This is a genomic window from uncultured Aquimarina sp. (assembly GCF_947500065.1).
Taxonomy (GTDB): Bacteria; Bacteroidota; Bacteroidia; order Flavobacteriales; family Flavobacteriaceae; genus Aquimarina.
Genome location: NZ_CANMQT010000001.1, coordinates 200779 through 218899 on the forward strand (window position 1 = coordinate 200779; position 18121 = coordinate 218899).

An 18121-nucleotide genomic window follows, 5' to 3' on the forward strand; every position below is an offset into this window, starting at 1 on the left:
AATTGATAAAATTCAAATACATCAAACACCTTTAAAGTGTATGGTTATAGAAAATTAAAAAGAAAGGAAACGACAATTACTAAATAGTATAATTGTATCGAGTTATCTTCTTCGTCAATGACGAATAGAATTTAGCACCTTCTTTAAGATCCTGATATGTATTCAGGACACGTAAAGGGTTGCTAAGGTTTCATAGGGTCTAATCCCTCCACCTTTCTTAATAACTTACTAATATGTATAAGAAACTTTGGAGCAAAGCTAGTAATTATTTTTAAACTGGATACAATTTGTTTTAAAAATTATATCGTTCGGAAAAAACCTCCTCAAAAACAAATTTTCATTTGATGAAAATTAATGATACGTTAAATACTTTCGAATATTATCATTTTCTTTACCTTTGCCGAATTAATAAAAAGGGATAGATTTGACTGATTGCAACCCTAAAGAGCTGAAAACAGTAGTATTCGTATGAAAATATTGAATAAATTCAGTAAACAAATGCTAAAGCAGTTCGATACAATACTATTCTAATCGAAGGCTTCTTTATCGCAATCTTGTCATAATTTATTATAGTTCACTCTATAAAAACAACAAAGAATGGCATATTTATTTACTTCGGAAAGTGTATCTGAAGGACATCCGGATAAAGTAGCAGACCAAATTAGTGATGCTTTATTAGACAACTTTTTAGCTTTTGACAAAGATTCAAAAGTAGCTTGTGAAACTTTGGTAACTACTGGACAAGTAGTTCTCGCTGGAGAAGTTAAGTCCAAAACGTATCTCGATGTACAGCAAATTGCAAGAGAAGTAATTAACGAAATCGGGTACACAAAAGGAGCTTACCAGTTTAGTGGAGATTCTTGTGGGGTAATTTCTCTTATTCACGAACAATCACAAGATATCAATCAAGGTGTTGATAGAGAAACTAAAGAAGAGCAAGGAGCTGGTGATCAAGGAATGATGTTTGGATATGCTACCAAAGAAACTGAAAACTACATGCCTCTTGCATTAGACATTTCACATAAAATCCTTATCGAATTGGCAAAATTAAGACGAGAAGGAACTGAAATTCCTTATTTACGTCCTGATTCTAAAAGTCAAGTAACTATAGAATATAGTGATGATAATGTACCACAACGTATTGTAGCGATTGTAGTATCTACCCAGCATGATGATTTTGATATTGATGATGATGTTATGCTAGCAAAAATCAAAAATGATATCGTTTCTATTTTAATCCCCAGAGTAGTTTCTCAATTACCTAAATATGTTCAAGATTTATTTAATGATCAGATAACATATCATATTAACCCTACCGGTAAATTTGTAATTGGTGGGCCACACGGAGATACAGGTCTTACTGGACGTAAGATTATTGTTGACACATATGGTGGAAAAGGAGCTCACGGTGGTGGTGCTTTCTCAGGAAAAGATCCAAGTAAAGTGGATCGTTCTGCAGCTTATGCATCAAGACATATCGCTAAAAACCTTGTAGCAGCAGGAGTAGCAAGTGAAGCATTGGTACAAGTATCTTATGCGATCGGAGTTGTAGAACCTACTTCTATTTTTGTGGATACTTATGGAACCAGTACCTTAGGAATTACAGATGGCGAAATAGCAGAAAAAGTAGCAAAGATATTCGATATGCGACCAGCAGCAATTGAAGAACGTCTTAAGTTACGTAATCCTATTTATCTAGAAACTGCAGCATACGGACATATGGGCAAAGAACCAAAACTGGTAACTAAAATTTTTGAAAGCCCTTACTCAGGTAAAGTAGAAAAAGAAGTAGAACTTTTTACTTGGGAGAAACTAGATTATGTAGATCAAGTAAAAAAGACTTTTCAAATTTAATTTTATAATTAATTTGGCGTAAATTTGTAGCCTCCAAAGATTTAAGGTATTCATGTTTTAAACTTTATTAGTTTAATAATAAATCGGATACTACGCGAAGACCTACGAATACTAAATTATTGAAGCGCTCGTTATAAATAACAAATATCTTTAAGGCACAAAATAATTAAATTATCAAAAAAAGTATTGAAATGAGATTAAAAATCGGAATTACTTTCATAATGTTTTGTATCTGTACTCTATCATTTGGACAGGATTATAAAAATAGCACGAAGTCGATAAAAGATGTTGATATTAAAATAGAGGAAGGATCCTATAATGAAGATGATTCTGTTTCTGCAGATAGACTTATAATTAAAACTTCTGAGCAAACAGATTCTGGTCAAGATTATACTTCTTATTCTGATGAAGAATGGGCAGATATTAAAAAGCAAATCGTAAATACTAGAAAAAGAACTATCGCTGGTAAAGAAATTTTTACCTCTAAGGTTATTGACACAGTTTTTGTAACCGTTCCTGCTTTTAGTAGTAATAAATCTCAATTATCTGGTTGGTAAAAGAAAAAAATCTTATCCTATAATTTTTAAAAAGACTGTCTAATAAGACGGTCTTTTTTTGTGCTCAACAATTTAATTTAAAACTCTACTTCGTAATGAAGGGGATAAATCCTAAACAAAAAAGGGGTGTTTCCCCTCTAGTAATGATCCTTCATAAACACTAATTTAGCCACTGAAAATCAACTGATTATAAAAAAAGAAAAGTTATGAAATTAAAGATGGTAATGATTATAATTTTGATCTGGTTCGGTCAAAATACATTTGGACAAACTAATACGAAAGAAAATAGCACACAAGAAAATAACAATTCTAAAAAATCTAATGTAGAATACTCAGCAGAGACTACTAAAAGCACTAGTGTTATAGCTAACAAAAACAGCGAAATTTACTATAGTGATAAGGAATGGGAAAAAATAAAAAATCAAATAAAAAGAAATAAAAAGAGAATTACAAATAGTAAAAATGGAATTCATAGTTACAAGAAACTAGATACCATCTATTTAGAAATAAAAATATCTAAAACCAATTCTCTAATAACCGATTGGTAATAGAAGTTCATGATGGTCATTAGGATATAATATTTTCGAAAAAAATATCTCTTCAGATTCAAAATAGGGGTATTCACCTGTTATAAATATTATGATTTTAGTGTAATTTAGTTTCAGGTTTAAATCTAATTAACCAAAAAATCAACAACCTAAAATCATACCCGTCATGCCAAAATCAAATTATTGTTTAATTGACCCAGATGGAGGTTCCTTAAAAATAAAGGTAACCGCCAATAATGGAATTAGATCTGGTTCCATATTTATTCTTTGGGAACTTCAAAATGGAAAATGGGAAAAGAAAGAAAAGTTTAAGGTGATAACGGGAGATGATGGAGTAGATGAGTTTATTCTTTTGGAAAAACCGGGTGATATCGAGAATGATTCTCTCGCTTGGTCTATCAATGCTTGTTCCACTATCAACAATGTTGAACGAGGAGAATTTAATATTACCGTAATTCAGGACGGAAAAAATCGTTGGACAAAAGAATCCTCTCGTCTTGTACCGAAATGCGCAGATGGAAAACAATTAAAATTTGGGAGTCATGTGATTTTCAAGCATCTTATGAATGATAACCTTTCAACATCTGATTTATGGAAAGACACAGAATAAGTTGCTCAATATTTACATTTTTACTAATACTTGTTGGATATTCTCAAGATACCGAGCAACCAGGAGATAATCAGGATGCATACTCTTTTAAATTGGATTACAACGTTCCAGAAAGTCCTGCTTTTGCTGTATTGGATGCTAATCCAACCACTATTATGCGTGCCAGTACTCCTCAGGAAATTATTACTCAATTAGCTAGTAATTTTTTAAGTGGAAACGAAGTAAGTCCAGGGTTAGCTTTTGACTTTAATCCTTATTTCACATTCGGAGGAAGACTTAAAAGTGTAAAAGAATATAGAAATAGTTATGGAAAAAGATTTCTTGCTAATCTTCAACTATCTTTTGCTACCATAAATTCAATGGATTTTCCGGATGACCTATTGTTTTCTGGAGGAATAAGAGCTACTCTTTTTGATAGTAAAGATTTAATATTTGATAAACAACTAGGAAAAGATATCGACAACGCTTTACTCCCAGATGATACTGATGAACCTGGTCCTATGAATAATAATGATCAAGGGACGGTTGTGGATAATCCTGCTCTAAAACAGGCATATGCCAATGCCAAAACACGTTATATGGAGAAAGCAGGAGGTTCTCTTGCTCTTGGTTATGCTATTGCTGGTCGAGCCAAGGATAATTCTTTTAAAACGGACAGTATAGTTACTTATAGACATCAAGCCTGGCTAGTTGGTCAATATGATTTAGGCAAAAGTGGTATGAGTATCAATGCTATGGTAATGTACCGCTATGATCAAACACCACAAACAACCGATAATGATGGTTTGATCAGTGGTATTGCATTAAGAAAATATGGAAAAAAATTAATTCTATCCGCAGAAATTTATCACGATAGTATGAAAGAAAGTATTGATTTTGGCGGATATGCAGAAGTTTATCTTATCCCAAGTATTACACTTTTTGCATCTCTTAAAAAAGAAACGAACAGTATCACAGGTGATGAAGATGTGATATTAAAACCAGGAATTAAATGGAATTTTAGTCAAGCTAAAAAATAACGAATTTCCCCAGACATATAATAAAATACCCCTCAGATTTTAAACAACTCATAACAGTAAAATAAAAAATCATGGGAAAAACACTGCGTGTCTGCCTAGCAATGGGAGGAGGAGTTTCTTTAGGCTCTTTTTCTGGTTCAGCATTAACGGAAGCATTAAAATTATTAGTCCTTTATGGTAAGGATAGTGATCAGAACGAATATGAAAAAGTAATTGTAGATGGAATGAGCGGAGCAAGTGCAGGTGCAATTGCTTTAACTATTATGCTCAAATGTCTTATTGATTACCACTCAATGATGCCTTTATTTAGTGAGCAACTAAGTGAAAATGATCTTCTGGAAGAAATTATTAAAGATTACTTTGAAGGAGATGCATTAAAAGCAGAAAAGCAGAAAAGCAAATTCGAAACACTCAAAGCACTTCAGCTTGCTCAAAAGATTCAATATAAGTTATGGGTAGAAGAAGTAGATTCTATTAAACTTTATGGCAATAAAACTCATAAAGATTATGTAGCGAAACCAAACGAATCATTCTCCTTATTGGACAGAAAACTTTTAGAAGATCTTACTAAGAAATATTTAATGGCTTCTGATGGAGTTGATATTTCAAGAAGACAACTTTTAGACCCAAAGCGGGTAATTTTTGCCTGTTCACTAACCAATCTTTTACCTATTGAAATAGATTTTTTAAAAAAAGGTAGTGATATCAATGGTGACACTGGTAAAGATATATTACAACAGAATTTTTTAAAATCCGTAGGATCAGAAAATCATTCTGAATTACGTGTCATAGATTTCATTTTTGATGAAGATGCTGTTAACAATGATGAAAAAGAAACAGATTCTAGATGGTTAAAATTTTGTAATACTCCTAACCCAAATGTTCCTACGCATTTTCGTATGGCTGACAAATCAGCTTGGGCTACCATTTCGGCTTCTGCACTAGGTTGTGGAGCATTTCCGATTGCGTTTGAACCTGTACTCCTTAAAAGGTATAAGCAAGAGTTTGGTGACAATAATGAAAACACAGACTGGCCATCATCTTTCATCAAAATACAAAACGAAATTGAAGAGCATAAATCTGCAAGTAACAACGGCTTTAAAAATAATAGCTATTTCGCAGAAGAAGGAAATAATACTTTAAACTATGAATGCTTTAATTTTCCATACATCGATGGAGGAACATTTAATAATGAACCTATACGAGAAGCATTTAAAATAGGGACTTTTCAAGATTTTGGTCGTATTACTCAAAATGAAGAAAGACTTATTCTTTTTGTAGATCCGATTGTAAGAAAAGAACAATATCACTCTTTTAAAGTTTCCGCATTTTCTCCTGTCAAGGCATCCGATAACGAAGTATCTTTTAAAAAAGAACTCGGGAAACTTTTGGGAAATGCCTCTAGTATTCTAGGTGTGCTCACCAATCAAGGAAGCATAAAAGAAGAACATAAAATAATTGATGTAAAAGAAAATTTTGAGCTTCGGAATACTATTTTCAATTATCTGGATGCTAACACTAATATGAGTAGTAATTTGAATATTAAAATTATTGCTACAGCTTTCAATAAAATTGATAAAAATCTAAGAAATGGAATCATTTCATTAGGAACACGAGATCCTATGGAATATTTTTTAGCTGAGATTCGTAAAAGCTGTCTGAAGCAAGAAAAAGATCAGACAGAATGCTTAAATATTAGTAAAGCAATGCTGAATAGCCTAAAGGATAAAATAAATAATCAACAAATAGCCAATATTACGCAAGTATATGATTTACTAAACCTCAACACAAAAGAGGATCGTAATGGTTTTGCTCAAACCGTTTTTAAAGTAATCGCAGATTTTGCACTGAACACAGATGGGAAAAACGAAAATGCTTATCGTGCAGCTATACTTCCTGTGAACAAGAATCTGAACACTATAGAATTACCAGGAAGTGAAATCGAAGCATTTGGAGGATTTGCATCTCTAAAAGCTAGGAAATATGCTTTTGAATTTGCACGTTTAAGTACTTTACTATCCTTGAAAGAAAGTGCTGGTGGATTCCGACCTGATCGCCCTTTTATAGCAAATCAAGGATTTACAACTCTTGAAAATCAATTAACAAATAGAATTAAAAACATAGATTTTTTTAATAATGGAAATCTATACGCCACGGAACTAGAAAATCATCTTTTTAATCCATCAATAATTCGCATAAAAGGAGTTCTGTTGAGTAATAAATATTTAAAGTTTATACTATTAAAAGTTCCTTTTGTAGCTACATCTTTACTAGGCACCATTGCCATGCCATTAGTATCTATTGGATTATTTGCGCGTTCAATTTTCAAAAAATCGCCATGGCGTGGTTCTAATATCTTAAAAAACTTTATTAAGAAAAGTGTAGATCAAATTAATTACTTACCATTAGAACCTGTAACTATTTCGATACTTAGTGATACCGAACTTAATAAGAAACTTCTCATACGTTGTTCTGATAACTCAATAAAAAAAAGAAAAACAATTCAGCATAAAATAAATGTCTCCGGTAATAAAATTAGGTATCAATATTATTTTCAGGTATCGTTATTAGAGTATATTAAACAAGAGAATTCTATTCATCCAGATACGATATCTCAAAATGCAGAATCTCTAAAAATCAATTCTCAATTAATACAACGTTTGGGATTATCCCTTTCCAATAAGGTAAAAATACCTAATGATGTTGACGGCAACCTAAATCCTGATAAAAAGCGTATCGCTATTGAAAATAATTATACCGATATTATTTCTGAAATGCGAATTGACAAATTTAATTTGCCTTTAATGAGTAACGCAATCAATGACGCTTCGACTGCACTACATTATTCTCTAAAAAACATCAATTATCATGTTAATCCTTTGCTAGAAATTGATTTACAAAAATTAACTGACGGATGGTATTTTAAAGAGCAAACAGAATCACTGGATAAGAAACTATTACGATGATTTACATCACAAAATAGGAAGTATAAAAAGTGTATCAAACATTCTTGGTAAATACACTACTTATAAAAGAGCCTGAATTCCATAATCGCATCAGGAATTCAGGTTTTTTATTTGATAACAATTAGAAGTATCTTAAGACAATTAAAGAGGTTACATCATGAAATACACTCCCAGATTATATCGGCGTAATTTTTGATATAAAACATAAAAAAAATCTATTATGAAAACTGATAATTACACTAAATTCATTCTAACCATCATTGCTATTTGCTTAAGTTGTATCGTTTTAAAAGACATTAACATCATCCCAAAAGCATATGCCGAAGGAACAGCTACTTCATCTAATTACGGATTGGTTCCTATCAATAAAGATGGAACTATCACAGTTAAACTTGATACTACCAACGAAATTGACGTAAACATCCGAAGTATTGACACCTATGATAAACTCAAAGTAGATATCAATAAAATAAGCACCAGCGATGAACTAAACATAAACATTGACGAAATTGGCGGAAGCTATGTTTCTAGCGGTGATCCTATTAAAGTGAAAATACAGAATTAGTTTTTAGATTTATAAACTAATTTCTAAGGTATTATACCCTATTGTTCCATCTTTAGATAATAATCCACAGAATGTTTCCCAGAACCGTAAAACATAAAGAACACACATAGCAAAAATACGACACTAGCAATAACCAAGTTAGCTACGTTCATTTCTCCTACAAAATTAATAATAATCGCACCAATCAAAAGTGGTAACTGCGCGGCAACGGACCAACGAGTTAATAATCCAAAAGCAATTAGAATTCCACCCATTAAATGAGCAGGAGCTACATAATGAATAACAATCATCCCACCTGCTAGGTTTTGAAACGGCTTAAGTAAGTCTACTAATATCTGACTATTACTAATAAAGTTTATTCCTTTTAAGAATAAAAATACTCCCAATGCTATTCTAAGAAGATCTAACGGATAATACGTATGAGCGTTCGCCCACTTATTTAATGACTTTATAGTTGGCATAATGAAAAAATGTATTGATTAGACCACTATAAGATACTGATTTTTAATATAATAAAAAACAAAAGATCAAAAGATCATCAATAATAATCTATTACAAACCAGATGCCACCGAGGTAATTTTGTCTAACGCAGAGCTTATCTTACTTAATACTTCTTGCGTACCTTTTATATGATGACGTTGTTGTAAATATTGTGGATCATTATATGAAATTTTCACAGTATTCTGATCATCTTTCCACACCATAATTTTCTGAGGGAGATCCAATCCAGTTGTTTGAGCACTCTTCATCAAAGGAGTTCCTAAGTTAGGGTTACCAAACATAATAATCCTTGTAGGGTTTAACTCTAACCCTACTGATGCTGCATTTGCCTGATGGTCTAATTCTGCTATAATTTTAAGATTTGGATTATTCTTAATCACCTCAACTAATGCGCTATATGTTTCATCAAAGCTCTTAGTACTTTCTTTAGTTATTATTCCTTGTTGTGTTGTAATTTCCATATCTGATTCTAATACATTTTGTTCTGTTTTAGACGTTTCATTCACAACATTATTACAAGAGTAAAAAGTTAAAATAAATAAAAAACTGAAAATTATTTTTCTCATTTTGGACTTCATTTTAGTATAAGACTTTATTATCATTGCTTTTATAATCACAATCATTGACATTAATGTACCAGATCATTTTCACATCGTCTATATACTCATCACTTTTATCAACGTCAGAATGATCTAGGTAGACTTGAGTCATTTTACCAGTTGTTCCTAAAATAGAATACCAATGATGTGTTTTTACCAAGCTTAAGTGAGGTAATTCTCTGGATGGTGCTTGTCCCATAATTTTTGATAGTTGAGCAAACACATGTCCTTTACTAATTGTTAAAAACTGAGCCTCCGCCGTATGCTCGACCTGAACTACTAGCTTTAATCCATCTTTTTTATACTCATTATATATACCCCAACCTACTCGGATTTCACAGCCCTGACGAACCGCTTTTTTAAGATCATTTAAGTCACCTGACAACGCATTCCCTTTATCATCATTTGCATAAACCATTTGCCATCCTTTTGATTCTGATGTTGAGCTTTCTTTTTGTTTTCCAGTATTACAGGAGCTCCCCAAAACTACCATAAGCAGGATTACTATATTCCTTACCATTAAATTACTTTTTACACTAAAGATAATTTAAAACCAAAACAAATTGCAATTTTTTGTAATATTAACTAGTAACCCGTTTATTATTTCTACCAAAAATTAAATCTTGAAAAATTAAATTTCCAAGGTTTTTTTGTTTTCTACTATTTATTGGTTGCTAACCAAATTCCCCCTTATTATTCACAAATATCATCATCATCAAGCTCAATAGTCGTAAAGCCTTCTCTAAGTGCACAAATTTCCCTTGGGACATTAATAATTGGATTGTCCTTGATATTTAAGGTTAATAGATCTCTTAAATTACCTATTTCTAAAGGTATGTCTTCCAATAAATTAGTTTGTAAATCAAGCCACCTAAGTTTATCCAAGCTTCCTATTTCTAAAGGTATTTCCTGTAATAAGTTATTGGACAAAAACAAGATTACTAATTCTTTCAAATTTCCAATTTCCGAAGGAATTTCTTCTAATCTCAAACCTTCAATACTTAAAATTTCAAGTTTAGTTAGATTTCCTATACTAACTGGCAATACTTTCATTCTTAGTTGTAAATCCGCTGGTCCTAAACCGGTTACCCTTCCTTCTTCAACAGTAACACCTTGCCAACTACCAATATCTTGTGATTCAATATCCCATTGCGCCAGCGCATTATTGTGTGGAGATTTTGCATTATAAAAATCAATAAGCGCTTCCCGATCACTTCTTAATGAGTTATCCGTATATATATTTACAGTATATTCAGCGGTAGTTCCGTCTTCTGCGATTACCATATAATCTAAAACTGTATTGAAATTTTGTACTGTTTCGACTTCGGGATTTATGACAGCGCCATCAGAAACTGTAATACTTGGAACAAGATTATTAAGGTTGGTACCTTCAGGAAGATTTAGTTTTATCCTATTTTTTTCCTGATCTATAAACGCTTCATAATTGCCCGATAAATTTCCAGGATTATCTTCTGACAAAAACTCAAACGTTAATATTTCTTTTCCATCTCTTTGTGAAACTGTAGTGTTTATGCTATAGGTCGATCTATTTCCATTTTCTGCAGTAACCTCATACGTAACCTCATTGCTAAAATCTTGTGGATCATTTGGGTTTGGTTCAATACTGGCCGTAGGAGCAATTTCTATAGTAGGAATCAGTCCTATAATATCAGTTCCTGCGTCAAATTCTAATGAAATAACTTTAGAATTTTCATCAATTTCTCCGACAACATCGATATCTAACGTATTATTAGCTGATTCCAAAAAACCAAAACTTCTGATACTATTATCCGAACTTTCTTCTAATGAAACGATCACCGAGTATTTAGTAATCGCATCTATATCTGAACTTAGTTCATAAGTTACTTCATTATTAAAATTTCTAGGAAATCCAGAATCAGGAAATATATCGGTTCCCGATGTAATTGTAATTCTTGGTTTTAAACCTGAAAGCATGGTTCCTTCGGGTAAGGTCGCCATTATTGTTTTAGTTTGTTCATTAATCTCTGCAGCTATATCTTCCTGCAAACTACTATTATCTTCTGCAAAAAATTTAAAAGATAAAATCTTTCCCAAATTTTGTGGCGAATTTTGTATTCCATCATCATTACTACATCCCGAAATAAATACGATCATAGCAATAAAAAAAGTCCAATACTGTAAGCTTTGTTTCTCCATAAGTGTATGTGTGTTAAGTGATGATACCATAATCATCAATTTTTTCGCGAATGTAGATGCTTCTTACCTTTCGCTGGCACATCATTTTATAAATGGAGTAAAACGAACCATAAATCACAGGTTTCTATTTATACCTTACATATGGTCATTATTTCATTTAACATTTTCTAAACAAGATTCTTAGGAAACATCTAACATATCCTACAAGAATCTTGTTAACAAAAGTGGTTTATAGGTTATATTTTACGCTAAATATCCAATATCTGGGCTGCACCACATAACTAGAAGTACTATTAAACAACTCACTAAAGCTATCCCTATTAATACTTTCTGTGTCCAATAGATTGGTTACCGAAAATTTATACTCCCACTTACTATCTGGTTTTTGATAAAACACTTCTGCATCCCAAAAACTATATTCATTTAACGTTGTTTCGGTATCTCTATAATTATAATAGCTATACGATGATTTTAATAAAAATCCCTTAGCAAACGCCCAATCTAATCTTGCAAAAGGCCTACTGGTATAAAAAGTGCTTTCTGCTCCATTATTATCATAATCATTAACGGTAATACTATATCCGAAATCAAAATTTGGTCCTTTTTTAAAGTTTGTAGACAATTCTGTTCTATATGTTTGCGTAAAACTAATACTCTCACTTGGCAAAGTATTTACAATATTATTGAAGCTTGACCAACTTAGATTAGCATTCAGTGTTCCTTTAATTTTACCAAAGGTCCTTGTAAAGTTTCCATTTGCAGAAAGTACTTGATCGGCAAGATTAGAGTTAATAGGTGTATTTACTCTGTTGATTCCTGATATAACACTTGTATTTTTAATTGGGTTACGTCTATTTGTATAACTTAATCTCGCAAAAATATTCGTATAATTAAACATATTAAAACTAAAGTAGTTTAACGAGTAGTTATCATATAATGCTCCTTCTAGATTACGGTTTCCCTGAGATAGAGAATTGTAGTTATTAAACACATATCCTTCTGCCAATCTATTAACATCTGTATAATTAGCTGTTATAGAATAATTAAATCGTAAACTTTCACTTTTCTTAAACTGTACCAGAGCAAAAAAATCTGGCAGCACTCGCCATTCATTTTGATTTACTGTTGTTCCTAACTGTTCATCTTTCAGGTTATAGTTATGAACACTAACTCCAGGATTGAATGTAAAAATCCCAGTTATGAACTTATAATGTATACTTGCATAGACATCATTAAAGTTAAATTTCACCTCATTACTAAACTCGGTAGACTCAAAATCATTCTGACTACCATCATCTAAAATTTGAAAAATATCCGAGTCAAATTTTTGAGTACTCAAGGTTGACCCGAAAGTAAAATTAAGATTGCTTTTTTTATTCAAAACATAATAGTAATCCAGTTTAGCATCTAGCTTACTAGTTTTCACATTTTTTTGTTGATTAACATTATAGTTTTCAGATTCTTGTAAAGGGTCATAAGTATCTAAATCTGGATCTAACGGATCGTTAATTTGGGTAAAAACACCTCTAAATGGAATTTCTGCTCTTATTGCATTATAAAAAGGATCTTCTTCTTGAAATAAATGTTGCGCTTGAAACGAGAAAATATTTTTTGTATTAAGTGTATAATAAGCATTCATATTCTGTTGCACAGAAAAAGGAGTGTTTTCTAATCGTTCATTGATATCTTCAGAAATATCATCTCTGACTGAAAGAAACGTATCATCCTCTTCTTGTTTAGAAAGTTTTGAGAAGACATCATAATCTAATCTAAAATCATTATTAGGTCTATAGCTTGCACTTAATTTTAACAATCCCAGTTTGCTTCTTTGCTCTGTATTATCAAATGTCTCTTCTATAGTGTTATCTGAGGGATCCGGAGTATCATCTATATAGGTTCTTCTGGTAGTTGTAATCAAATCCGTTTTAGTATCACTTATAATTCCATATCCGCTAATATCAAGTGTTTTGCTTGCCGCCATACTAAAATTAGCAGCTCCGAACTTCGTATTAATTTCATTAGCTCTATTATTTTGTAACACTGCAAATGACAGATCATCTGTTGTGATATTAAAGGATGTGCCTCCTCCACCTAGATTTCTAAAACCACCTGTAAAATTAAAATAATCTCTTCTAGAAAAAGGTACTTCTCCTATATCATTAAAATCTGTTAAAATGTTGAGGCTATATTTAGGACTGTAATAAAATAATTTTGGTTTCACTAGATATCGCTCCGTTTCTCCTACTCCAGCTCCAACAGTTACATCCCCAAACCAAAAATTCTTTTTCCCTTCTTTTAATTTGATATTTATTGCTACTTGATCTTGGTTATTTCGTAAACCGCGCATCTGACCAACATCTTCATAATTTCTTAGCACCTCTACTTTATCTAATGCGTCTGCCGGAATATTTTGAGTTGCTAATTTAGAATCCCCATCAAAAAATTCTTTCCCTTCTACCATAACTTTAGAAACAGTTTTACCTTCTACCTCTATCTCTCCATCTTCATTTACCTCTATACCTGGAAGCTTATCTAATACATCTCCTAATTTTTTTTCGCTACCATTGGTAAACGAATCCGTATTGTAGATTAATGTATCTCCTTTAACTACTACAGGCATTTCATATACAATCTCTACTTCATCAAGGCTATTTTCTGAGGTCATTGTAAAGTCGGCAGTAATATCTGCATTAGCTGCAGTAATTGTTTTATCTTCCGCAGAAAGTCCTATAAAACTTACCTTAAGTAAATAGGTTTCATTTACAGGAACTGATATTTTATATTTCCCTTTGTCATTAGTAATGCCATATGCTGTCATAGCGTTATCGGCTTTTTTATATGCGATTACATTTGCCATTTCTAATGGATTTCCTAAAGAATCTTTTACAAATCCGGTAATCTGAACTTTCTGTGCAGACACAGTTATCCCTACCAGGAAAACAAGATATACTATTTTTTTAGTCATTTTTTGATTGATTTTCTTCTAAAGAATTTAATTTCTGCGTCCTCCTCCAAAACCACCTCTTCCACGTCTTTGTGTACTGAATTGTTCGATCATTTCTTCTATTTTCTTTTTTGTGATTTCATCGAACTCAGCTTGAGATAATTCTTTCCCTTTTGTAGGTGCTTTAATCTCTTCTTTTTCTTTACTGTTAAGTATTATTTTATTACACAATAATGTAGTTCTCCCTTCTTGGATTTCTAAAATTAAGCCTGGTAATCCCCAATAAGATCCAGGCCCTTGATTAACAGGGATCTCTGGAGTGTACCAAGCGATTACTTCAATTTCTTTTGGCACTTCTAATTCATCTGGAGTGTTTTCGGCACTTGCTTGATCATCTATATCGTCTTCTCTTTCTTCTCTTTGCTGTCTTGCCTTTCTTCTCATTGCTCTCCAATCCATTACCTCATTCACTTTTTTGGTGGCTGTAGCCTTAAAACAAGTATAATTTCCTATTTTCTTAGTTTCATTGACCAATATCCAATCGTATGTTGATAAGGAATCCTTAATCAAAAAGTTTTTTCCATAAAATTCTCGTTGATCGTAATACGTACCTTCTTTAATATTTTTATAATAATTATTAGAAGTGAAACCAGAAAGCATTGCTCCCCTTCTTCCACCTCCACCACCAGATGCTTCCAATTTGGCTTCTTCTTTATAAGTGGCAGCGCTTTTATCAAAAGTGAGGATAAATGTTTTTTCCATAGCGGATTTCATTCGTTCTGCAATGGCTTTTTTCTGATCCTCCGACATTTGTCGTCTACCAAAATCCATATCCATTCCAGTTTTACTGAAATAATAAGCTTTTCCTTGAAAATTCTGTGCGGTTGTTAAAAAGAAGGTAAGCATACTTACCACTGTAATTAAAGTCTTCATATTAGGCAGTTTTAAAATACTTAGACTCTAATATTACCGCACGGTTTAACCGAAAAAAGTTAATTATATCCCAAAAAGTCAGTGTCGGAATTTTAGATCAATCGTTTTAATAAAATAACCACTTGATTGATCTTGCCTGATGTGTTTTTTACTTTTATCTTAACTTCTTTTTTTTCCTTCTTAAGATACTTCCTCCAGATACTAAGTTCACCACCATCATAGTTGTCTACCGCAATCAACTCATCTCCTTCCCTAATGCCTTTTTGATACGCTTCACTGTTTTTTAGCACATAACTTACCAATATTTTATCATCTACCTTTTCAATACCTAGCCCACTCATTGGAAAATCAAATGAAATATCGAATTTTGAATTAGGTTTTACATAAAGTAACTTACTTTCATAATCTAATACCATATCAAATCGATTGATGATTTGTGCCCCAAGAATTCCTGTATATTTACTAGAGCCAGAGACTCCTTCTTCGCCTTCGGAAATATCAATCGGTAAATCGGTGAATTCAAAACCATTAAACCTAAGTTTTTCAATGGTTCCTTTTGTATATGTAGTTGATTTATTGAGCCCTCTTGCTTTTCCTATAACTGTTTTGCCAGACTTACTTTTAAGATCATTTTTTAATGCATAAGGAGTATTAAACAACAATGTCATATTTGCCCCGCTATCGAATAAAAAATTCCCTGTATGCGTAGTGCCATCTCTTAGGGTGAATGTAAGATCAACTTGGGGAATAGGTATTCCATCAAACTTCAAAGGAATCTGGATGTAATCTTCTAATCCAGTAATTTCTTCATCTTTGTTATATAAAGTAATTGTGTTTTTATTAAAATCAAAGCGAGTACTATATCGTTTTAAGATATCGTACCCTATAATTCCTTCAATTTTTCTTCCGGATCGCTCAGAAAGTTTTTGTAGATCGACAAGTACCAAGTTAGAATTATTAAGTGCTAAAGATCCTATTCTGATTGTTTGATTTAATGCAATATTATAGGTTTCTGATCCATTAGCTCCTTGCGCCGCTTGAGAATAATTAGATTTTATTCCTAATTCCTCGGCAACGGCGCTGTCCAAAACTCCAGTAGAAGCTCCTGTATCAAATACAAAATCTAATACTTCTTCAGTATCATTAACTTGTACTTTGATAAAAACCAACTGATCTTCTTCAAATGGTATGATTTCTACCTGAGCTCTGACAGCAATGGCTAAGAAAATAAATAGTATTGATAATATTCTGTTCATTTTTTGATTGTTTTTTGATGATTTATCCTCTTATTTTTATCGTCATACCATCTCCATCACTGCGATTCGATCTTCTATCTTGCATTTCCTCAGTTTTTTTCTGCATAATTTCTCCAAACTTACTTTCTGTTATAACCTTTCCCTTAGTAGGCTCTGTAATCTCCACTTTTTTCTTTGGATTCAACACTATTTTGTTACATAGTATATTCTGTAGTCCATCATTAACTTCCATAATTAAACCGGGTAATCCCCAAAAAGTAGCAGGGCCATTATTAACTGGGATCTCTGGCGCATACCAAGCAGTAATAACTATTTCTTCTTCCTTAAAGTTTTCTTCATCTTCTTGATCATTGTTAATGGAGATATTTTGTGATTGTCTAATTGTTTGTTTTGAAGTTGCCTTATAGCATGTATAATTTCCTATTTTTTTAGTCTCATTCTCTAGCTTCCAATTATAATTCCTCAGCGTGTCCTTTACTAAAAACATTTTACTAAATAAATCCCGTTGTGCAACGAACCGTTCTTCCTTACTGTTTTTATATAATACTTCTGATTCCCCAAATCCAGCAACCATTACTTGAATTCCATTAGCTGGTTGAGGAGCTCCTAAGCTCTCCTCTTCTTTATACACGGATTCTGTTTTATTAAATCGCAAAGTATATTCTTTCTGAAATTGTTTTTTCATCATCTCATGAATCTGCTTCTGCATGTCAGAATTTATATGTGTACTATCCAATTTTATATCCAACTTTCTATTGGTATTATAGGTAGCAATTCCTTGAAAATCCTGGGCCATCATACTTTGCACCAAGAACAATACTATTAATGTTATTAGTCTTACCATTATTGTTTATTTTAAAAGTTTAGTTAATGTGTTTTTTAATTCTGTTGCTTCTCCCATTTCTAAATCTCCATTTTCTCCCTGGATATATGCAATACCTGATTCTATACTCTTTACCAATCCATCTTTATCAAGAATTACATTTTTAGGATATGATTGCATCTCTAAAGCATCTAAATAATGTTGGGCATTTATCATATGTTCAAAATCAAAATCTTGTTTTTGTAAAAACTTCTCTACTTTTTCTTTAGATTCAAAAGTGATCGCAATAAAATTCACTCGATCTCCAAAATATTGCCTTAGTTTATTTAATTCTGGCATTTCATCAACACAAGGTTTACAGCTAGCGAACCAAAAGTTAATCAATGTAGGTTTTCCTTTAAAATCAGCAACTTGATATTCTTTTCCTTTTATATCAAAAAAAGGGATTTCAGGTAGCGTACTATACATGTATTTTTCTAACCCTTCTTTATCTGTTCTACTTGTATTTGGAGTAAGATCAACATGAATACCGTAATCATTTATAATAGAATCTCCTTTAATATTTTTATCTTTTATTTCTATAGCTATAACGGCTTCTGGATTTGATTTAGAAATCTTATCTACTATCTTTTGTTTCTGCTGATCTACTTCTACTTGAGTTAAAATAACTCCATCGGTTGTTTTATAATAATTCGTTTGTGCAGAAATTAAAAAAGATGTTAAAAATAATGTCGCTGTTAAAATTTTGATTTTCATATTGTTTTTGA

Annotated in this window: 16 protein-coding genes and 1 riboswitch; of the genes, 7 read left to right on the forward strand and 9 right to left on the reverse strand. The window is 32.0% G+C overall.

Going from position 1 to position 18121, the window contains the following annotated elements; genetic code table 11:
* Positions 1-99: 99 nt before the first annotated feature.
* A riboswitch (SAM riboswitch) is annotated at positions 100-227 on the reverse strand.
* A 370-nt stretch (positions 228-597) separates the two neighbouring features.
* The 7 genes from metK (at position 598) to Q0975_RS01070 (ending at position 8119) form a co-directional block, all read left to right on the forward strand.
* Entirely contained in the window at positions 598-1854 is a 1257-nt protein-coding gene (gene metK / locus Q0975_RS01040; RefSeq protein ID WP_299431816.1) for a methionine adenosyltransferase, read from the forward strand.
* 191 nt (positions 1855-2045) lie between these two features.
* On the forward strand, positions 2046-2411 hold the full coding sequence (locus Q0975_RS01045; protein ID WP_299431818.1) for a hypothetical protein: 366 nt from the start codon (positions 2046-2048) through the stop codon (positions 2409-2411).
* A gap of 206 nt (positions 2412-2617) precedes the next feature.
* Complete coding sequence (locus Q0975_RS01050; protein WP_299431820.1) at positions 2618-2959, forward strand: hypothetical protein; 342 nt, start codon at positions 2618-2620, stop codon at positions 2957-2959.
* Between the two features lie 166 nt (positions 2960-3125).
* Positions 3126-3569, forward strand: a complete 444-nt coding sequence (locus tag Q0975_RS01055) for a hypothetical protein (protein ID WP_299431822.1) — start codon at positions 3126-3128, stop codon at positions 3567-3569.
* Positions 3551-4588 (forward strand): hypothetical protein, encoded by a 1038-nt coding sequence (locus Q0975_RS01060; protein WP_299431824.1) that lies wholly within the window; start codon positions 3551-3553, stop codon positions 4586-4588. Before Q0975_RS01055 ends, Q0975_RS01060 begins: the two co-directional genes overlap by 19 nt.
* Positions 4589-4659: 71 nt before the next feature.
* Positions 4660-7554, forward strand: a complete 2895-nt coding sequence (locus Q0975_RS01065; protein ID WP_299431826.1) for a patatin-like phospholipase family protein — start codon at positions 4660-4662, stop codon at positions 7552-7554.
* Between the two features lie 220 nt (positions 7555-7774).
* Positions 7775-8119: a hypothetical protein gene (locus Q0975_RS01070; protein WP_299431828.1), complete on the forward strand. Its 345-nt coding sequence runs from the start codon at positions 7775-7777 to the stop codon at positions 8117-8119.
* Between the two features lie 38 nt (positions 8120-8157).
* Here the strand turns inward: Q0975_RS01070 and Q0975_RS01075 are convergent, their stop codons facing one another.
* The 9 genes from Q0975_RS01075 to Q0975_RS01115 form a co-directional block, all read right to left on the reverse strand.
* On the reverse strand, positions 8158-8580 hold the full coding sequence (locus Q0975_RS01075; RefSeq protein ID WP_299431830.1) for a DoxX family protein: 423 nt from the start codon (positions 8578-8580) through the stop codon (positions 8158-8160).
* Between the two features lie 91 nt (positions 8581-8671).
* Positions 8672-9187 carry a DUF302 domain-containing protein gene (locus Q0975_RS01080; RefSeq protein WP_299431832.1) on the reverse strand — a complete coding sequence of 172 codons (516 nt, stop codon included), beginning with the start codon at positions 9185-9187 and terminating at the stop codon, positions 8672-8674.
* A 13-nt stretch (positions 9188-9200) separates the two neighbouring features.
* Positions 9201-9740 (reverse strand): hypothetical protein, encoded by a 540-nt coding sequence (locus Q0975_RS01085; RefSeq protein ID WP_299431834.1) that lies wholly within the window; start codon positions 9738-9740, stop codon positions 9201-9203.
* Between the two features lie 173 nt (positions 9741-9913).
* Entirely contained in the window at positions 9914-11428 is a 1515-nt protein-coding gene (locus Q0975_RS01090; protein WP_299431836.1) for a hypothetical protein, read from the reverse strand.
* A 199-nt stretch (positions 11429-11627) separates the two neighbouring features.
* Entirely contained in the window at positions 11628-14363 is a 2736-nt protein-coding gene (locus Q0975_RS01095; protein ID WP_299431838.1) for a TonB-dependent receptor, read from the reverse strand.
* 27 nt (positions 14364-14390) lie between these two features.
* The gene (locus tag Q0975_RS01100; protein WP_299431841.1) at positions 14391-15275 is read right to left on the reverse strand and encodes a GLPGLI family protein; all 885 of its coding nucleotides are present in this window, start codon (positions 15273-15275) and stop codon (positions 14391-14393) included.
* 92 nt (positions 15276-15367) lie between these two features.
* On the reverse strand, positions 15368-16531 hold the full coding sequence (locus Q0975_RS01105) for an aspartyl protease family protein (RefSeq protein WP_299431844.1): 1164 nt from the start codon (positions 16529-16531) through the stop codon (positions 15368-15370).
* A 22-nt stretch (positions 16532-16553) separates the two neighbouring features.
* Positions 16554-17375 carry a GLPGLI family protein gene (locus tag Q0975_RS01110; RefSeq protein WP_299431847.1) on the reverse strand — a complete coding sequence of 274 codons (822 nt, stop codon included), beginning with the start codon at positions 17373-17375 and terminating at the stop codon, positions 16554-16556.
* A 6-nt stretch (positions 17376-17381) separates the two neighbouring features.
* Positions 17382-18110: a TlpA disulfide reductase family protein gene (locus tag Q0975_RS01115; protein WP_299431850.1), complete on the reverse strand. Its 729-nt coding sequence runs from the start codon at positions 18108-18110 to the stop codon at positions 17382-17384.
* Positions 18111-18121: the final 11 nt, after the last annotated feature.

What these genes read in the sequence shown, in the direction of transcription:
- Q0975_RS01115 (WP_299431850.1), bottom strand. Translation starts at nt 18,110, where the DNA reads ATGAAAATCAAAATTTTAACAGCGACATTATTTTTAACATCTTTTTTA.
- Q0975_RS01075 (WP_299431830.1), bottom strand. Translation starts at nt 8,580, where the DNA reads ATGCCAACTATAAAGTCATTAAATAAGTGGGCGAACGCTCATACGTAT.
- Q0975_RS01070 (WP_299431828.1), top strand. Translation starts at nt 7,775, where the DNA reads ATGAAAACTGATAATTACACTAAATTCATTCTAACCATCATTGCTATT.
- Q0975_RS01090 (WP_299431836.1), bottom strand. Translation starts at nt 11,428, where the DNA reads ATGGTATCATCACTTAACACACATACACTTATGGAGAAACAAAGCTTA.
- Q0975_RS01100 (WP_299431841.1), bottom strand. Translation starts at nt 15,275, where the DNA reads ATGAAGACTTTAATTACAGTGGTAAGTATGCTTACCTTCTTTTTAACA.
- Q0975_RS01045 (WP_299431818.1), top strand. Translation starts at nt 2,046, where the DNA reads ATGAGATTAAAAATCGGAATTACTTTCATAATGTTTTGTATCTGTACT.
- metK (WP_299431816.1), top strand. Translation starts at nt 598, where the DNA reads ATGGCATATTTATTTACTTCGGAAAGTGTATCTGAAGGACATCCGGAT.
- Q0975_RS01050 (WP_299431820.1), top strand. Translation starts at nt 2,618, where the DNA reads ATGAAATTAAAGATGGTAATGATTATAATTTTGATCTGGTTCGGTCAA.
- Q0975_RS01110 (WP_299431847.1), bottom strand. Translation starts at nt 17,375, where the DNA reads ATGGTAAGACTAATAACATTAATAGTATTGTTCTTGGTGCAAAGTATG.
- Q0975_RS01065 (WP_299431826.1), top strand. Translation starts at nt 4,660, where the DNA reads ATGGGAAAAACACTGCGTGTCTGCCTAGCAATGGGAGGAGGAGTTTCT.
- Q0975_RS01095 (WP_299431838.1), bottom strand. Translation starts at nt 14,363, where the DNA reads ATGACTAAAAAAATAGTATATCTTGTTTTCCTGGTAGGGATAACTGTG.
- Q0975_RS01055 (WP_299431822.1), top strand. Translation starts at nt 3,126, where the DNA reads ATGCCAAAATCAAATTATTGTTTAATTGACCCAGATGGAGGTTCCTTA.
- Q0975_RS01080 (WP_299431832.1), bottom strand. Translation starts at nt 9,187, where the DNA reads ATGAGAAAAATAATTTTCAGTTTTTTATTTATTTTAACTTTTTACTCT.
- Q0975_RS01105 (WP_299431844.1), bottom strand. Translation starts at nt 16,531, where the DNA reads ATGAACAGAATATTATCAATACTATTTATTTTCTTAGCCATTGCTGTC.
- Q0975_RS01060 (WP_299431824.1), top strand. Translation starts at nt 3,551, where the DNA reads ATGGAAAGACACAGAATAAGTTGCTCAATATTTACATTTTTACTAATA.
- Q0975_RS01085 (WP_299431834.1), bottom strand. Translation starts at nt 9,740, where the DNA reads ATGGTAAGGAATATAGTAATCCTGCTTATGGTAGTTTTGGGGAGCTCC.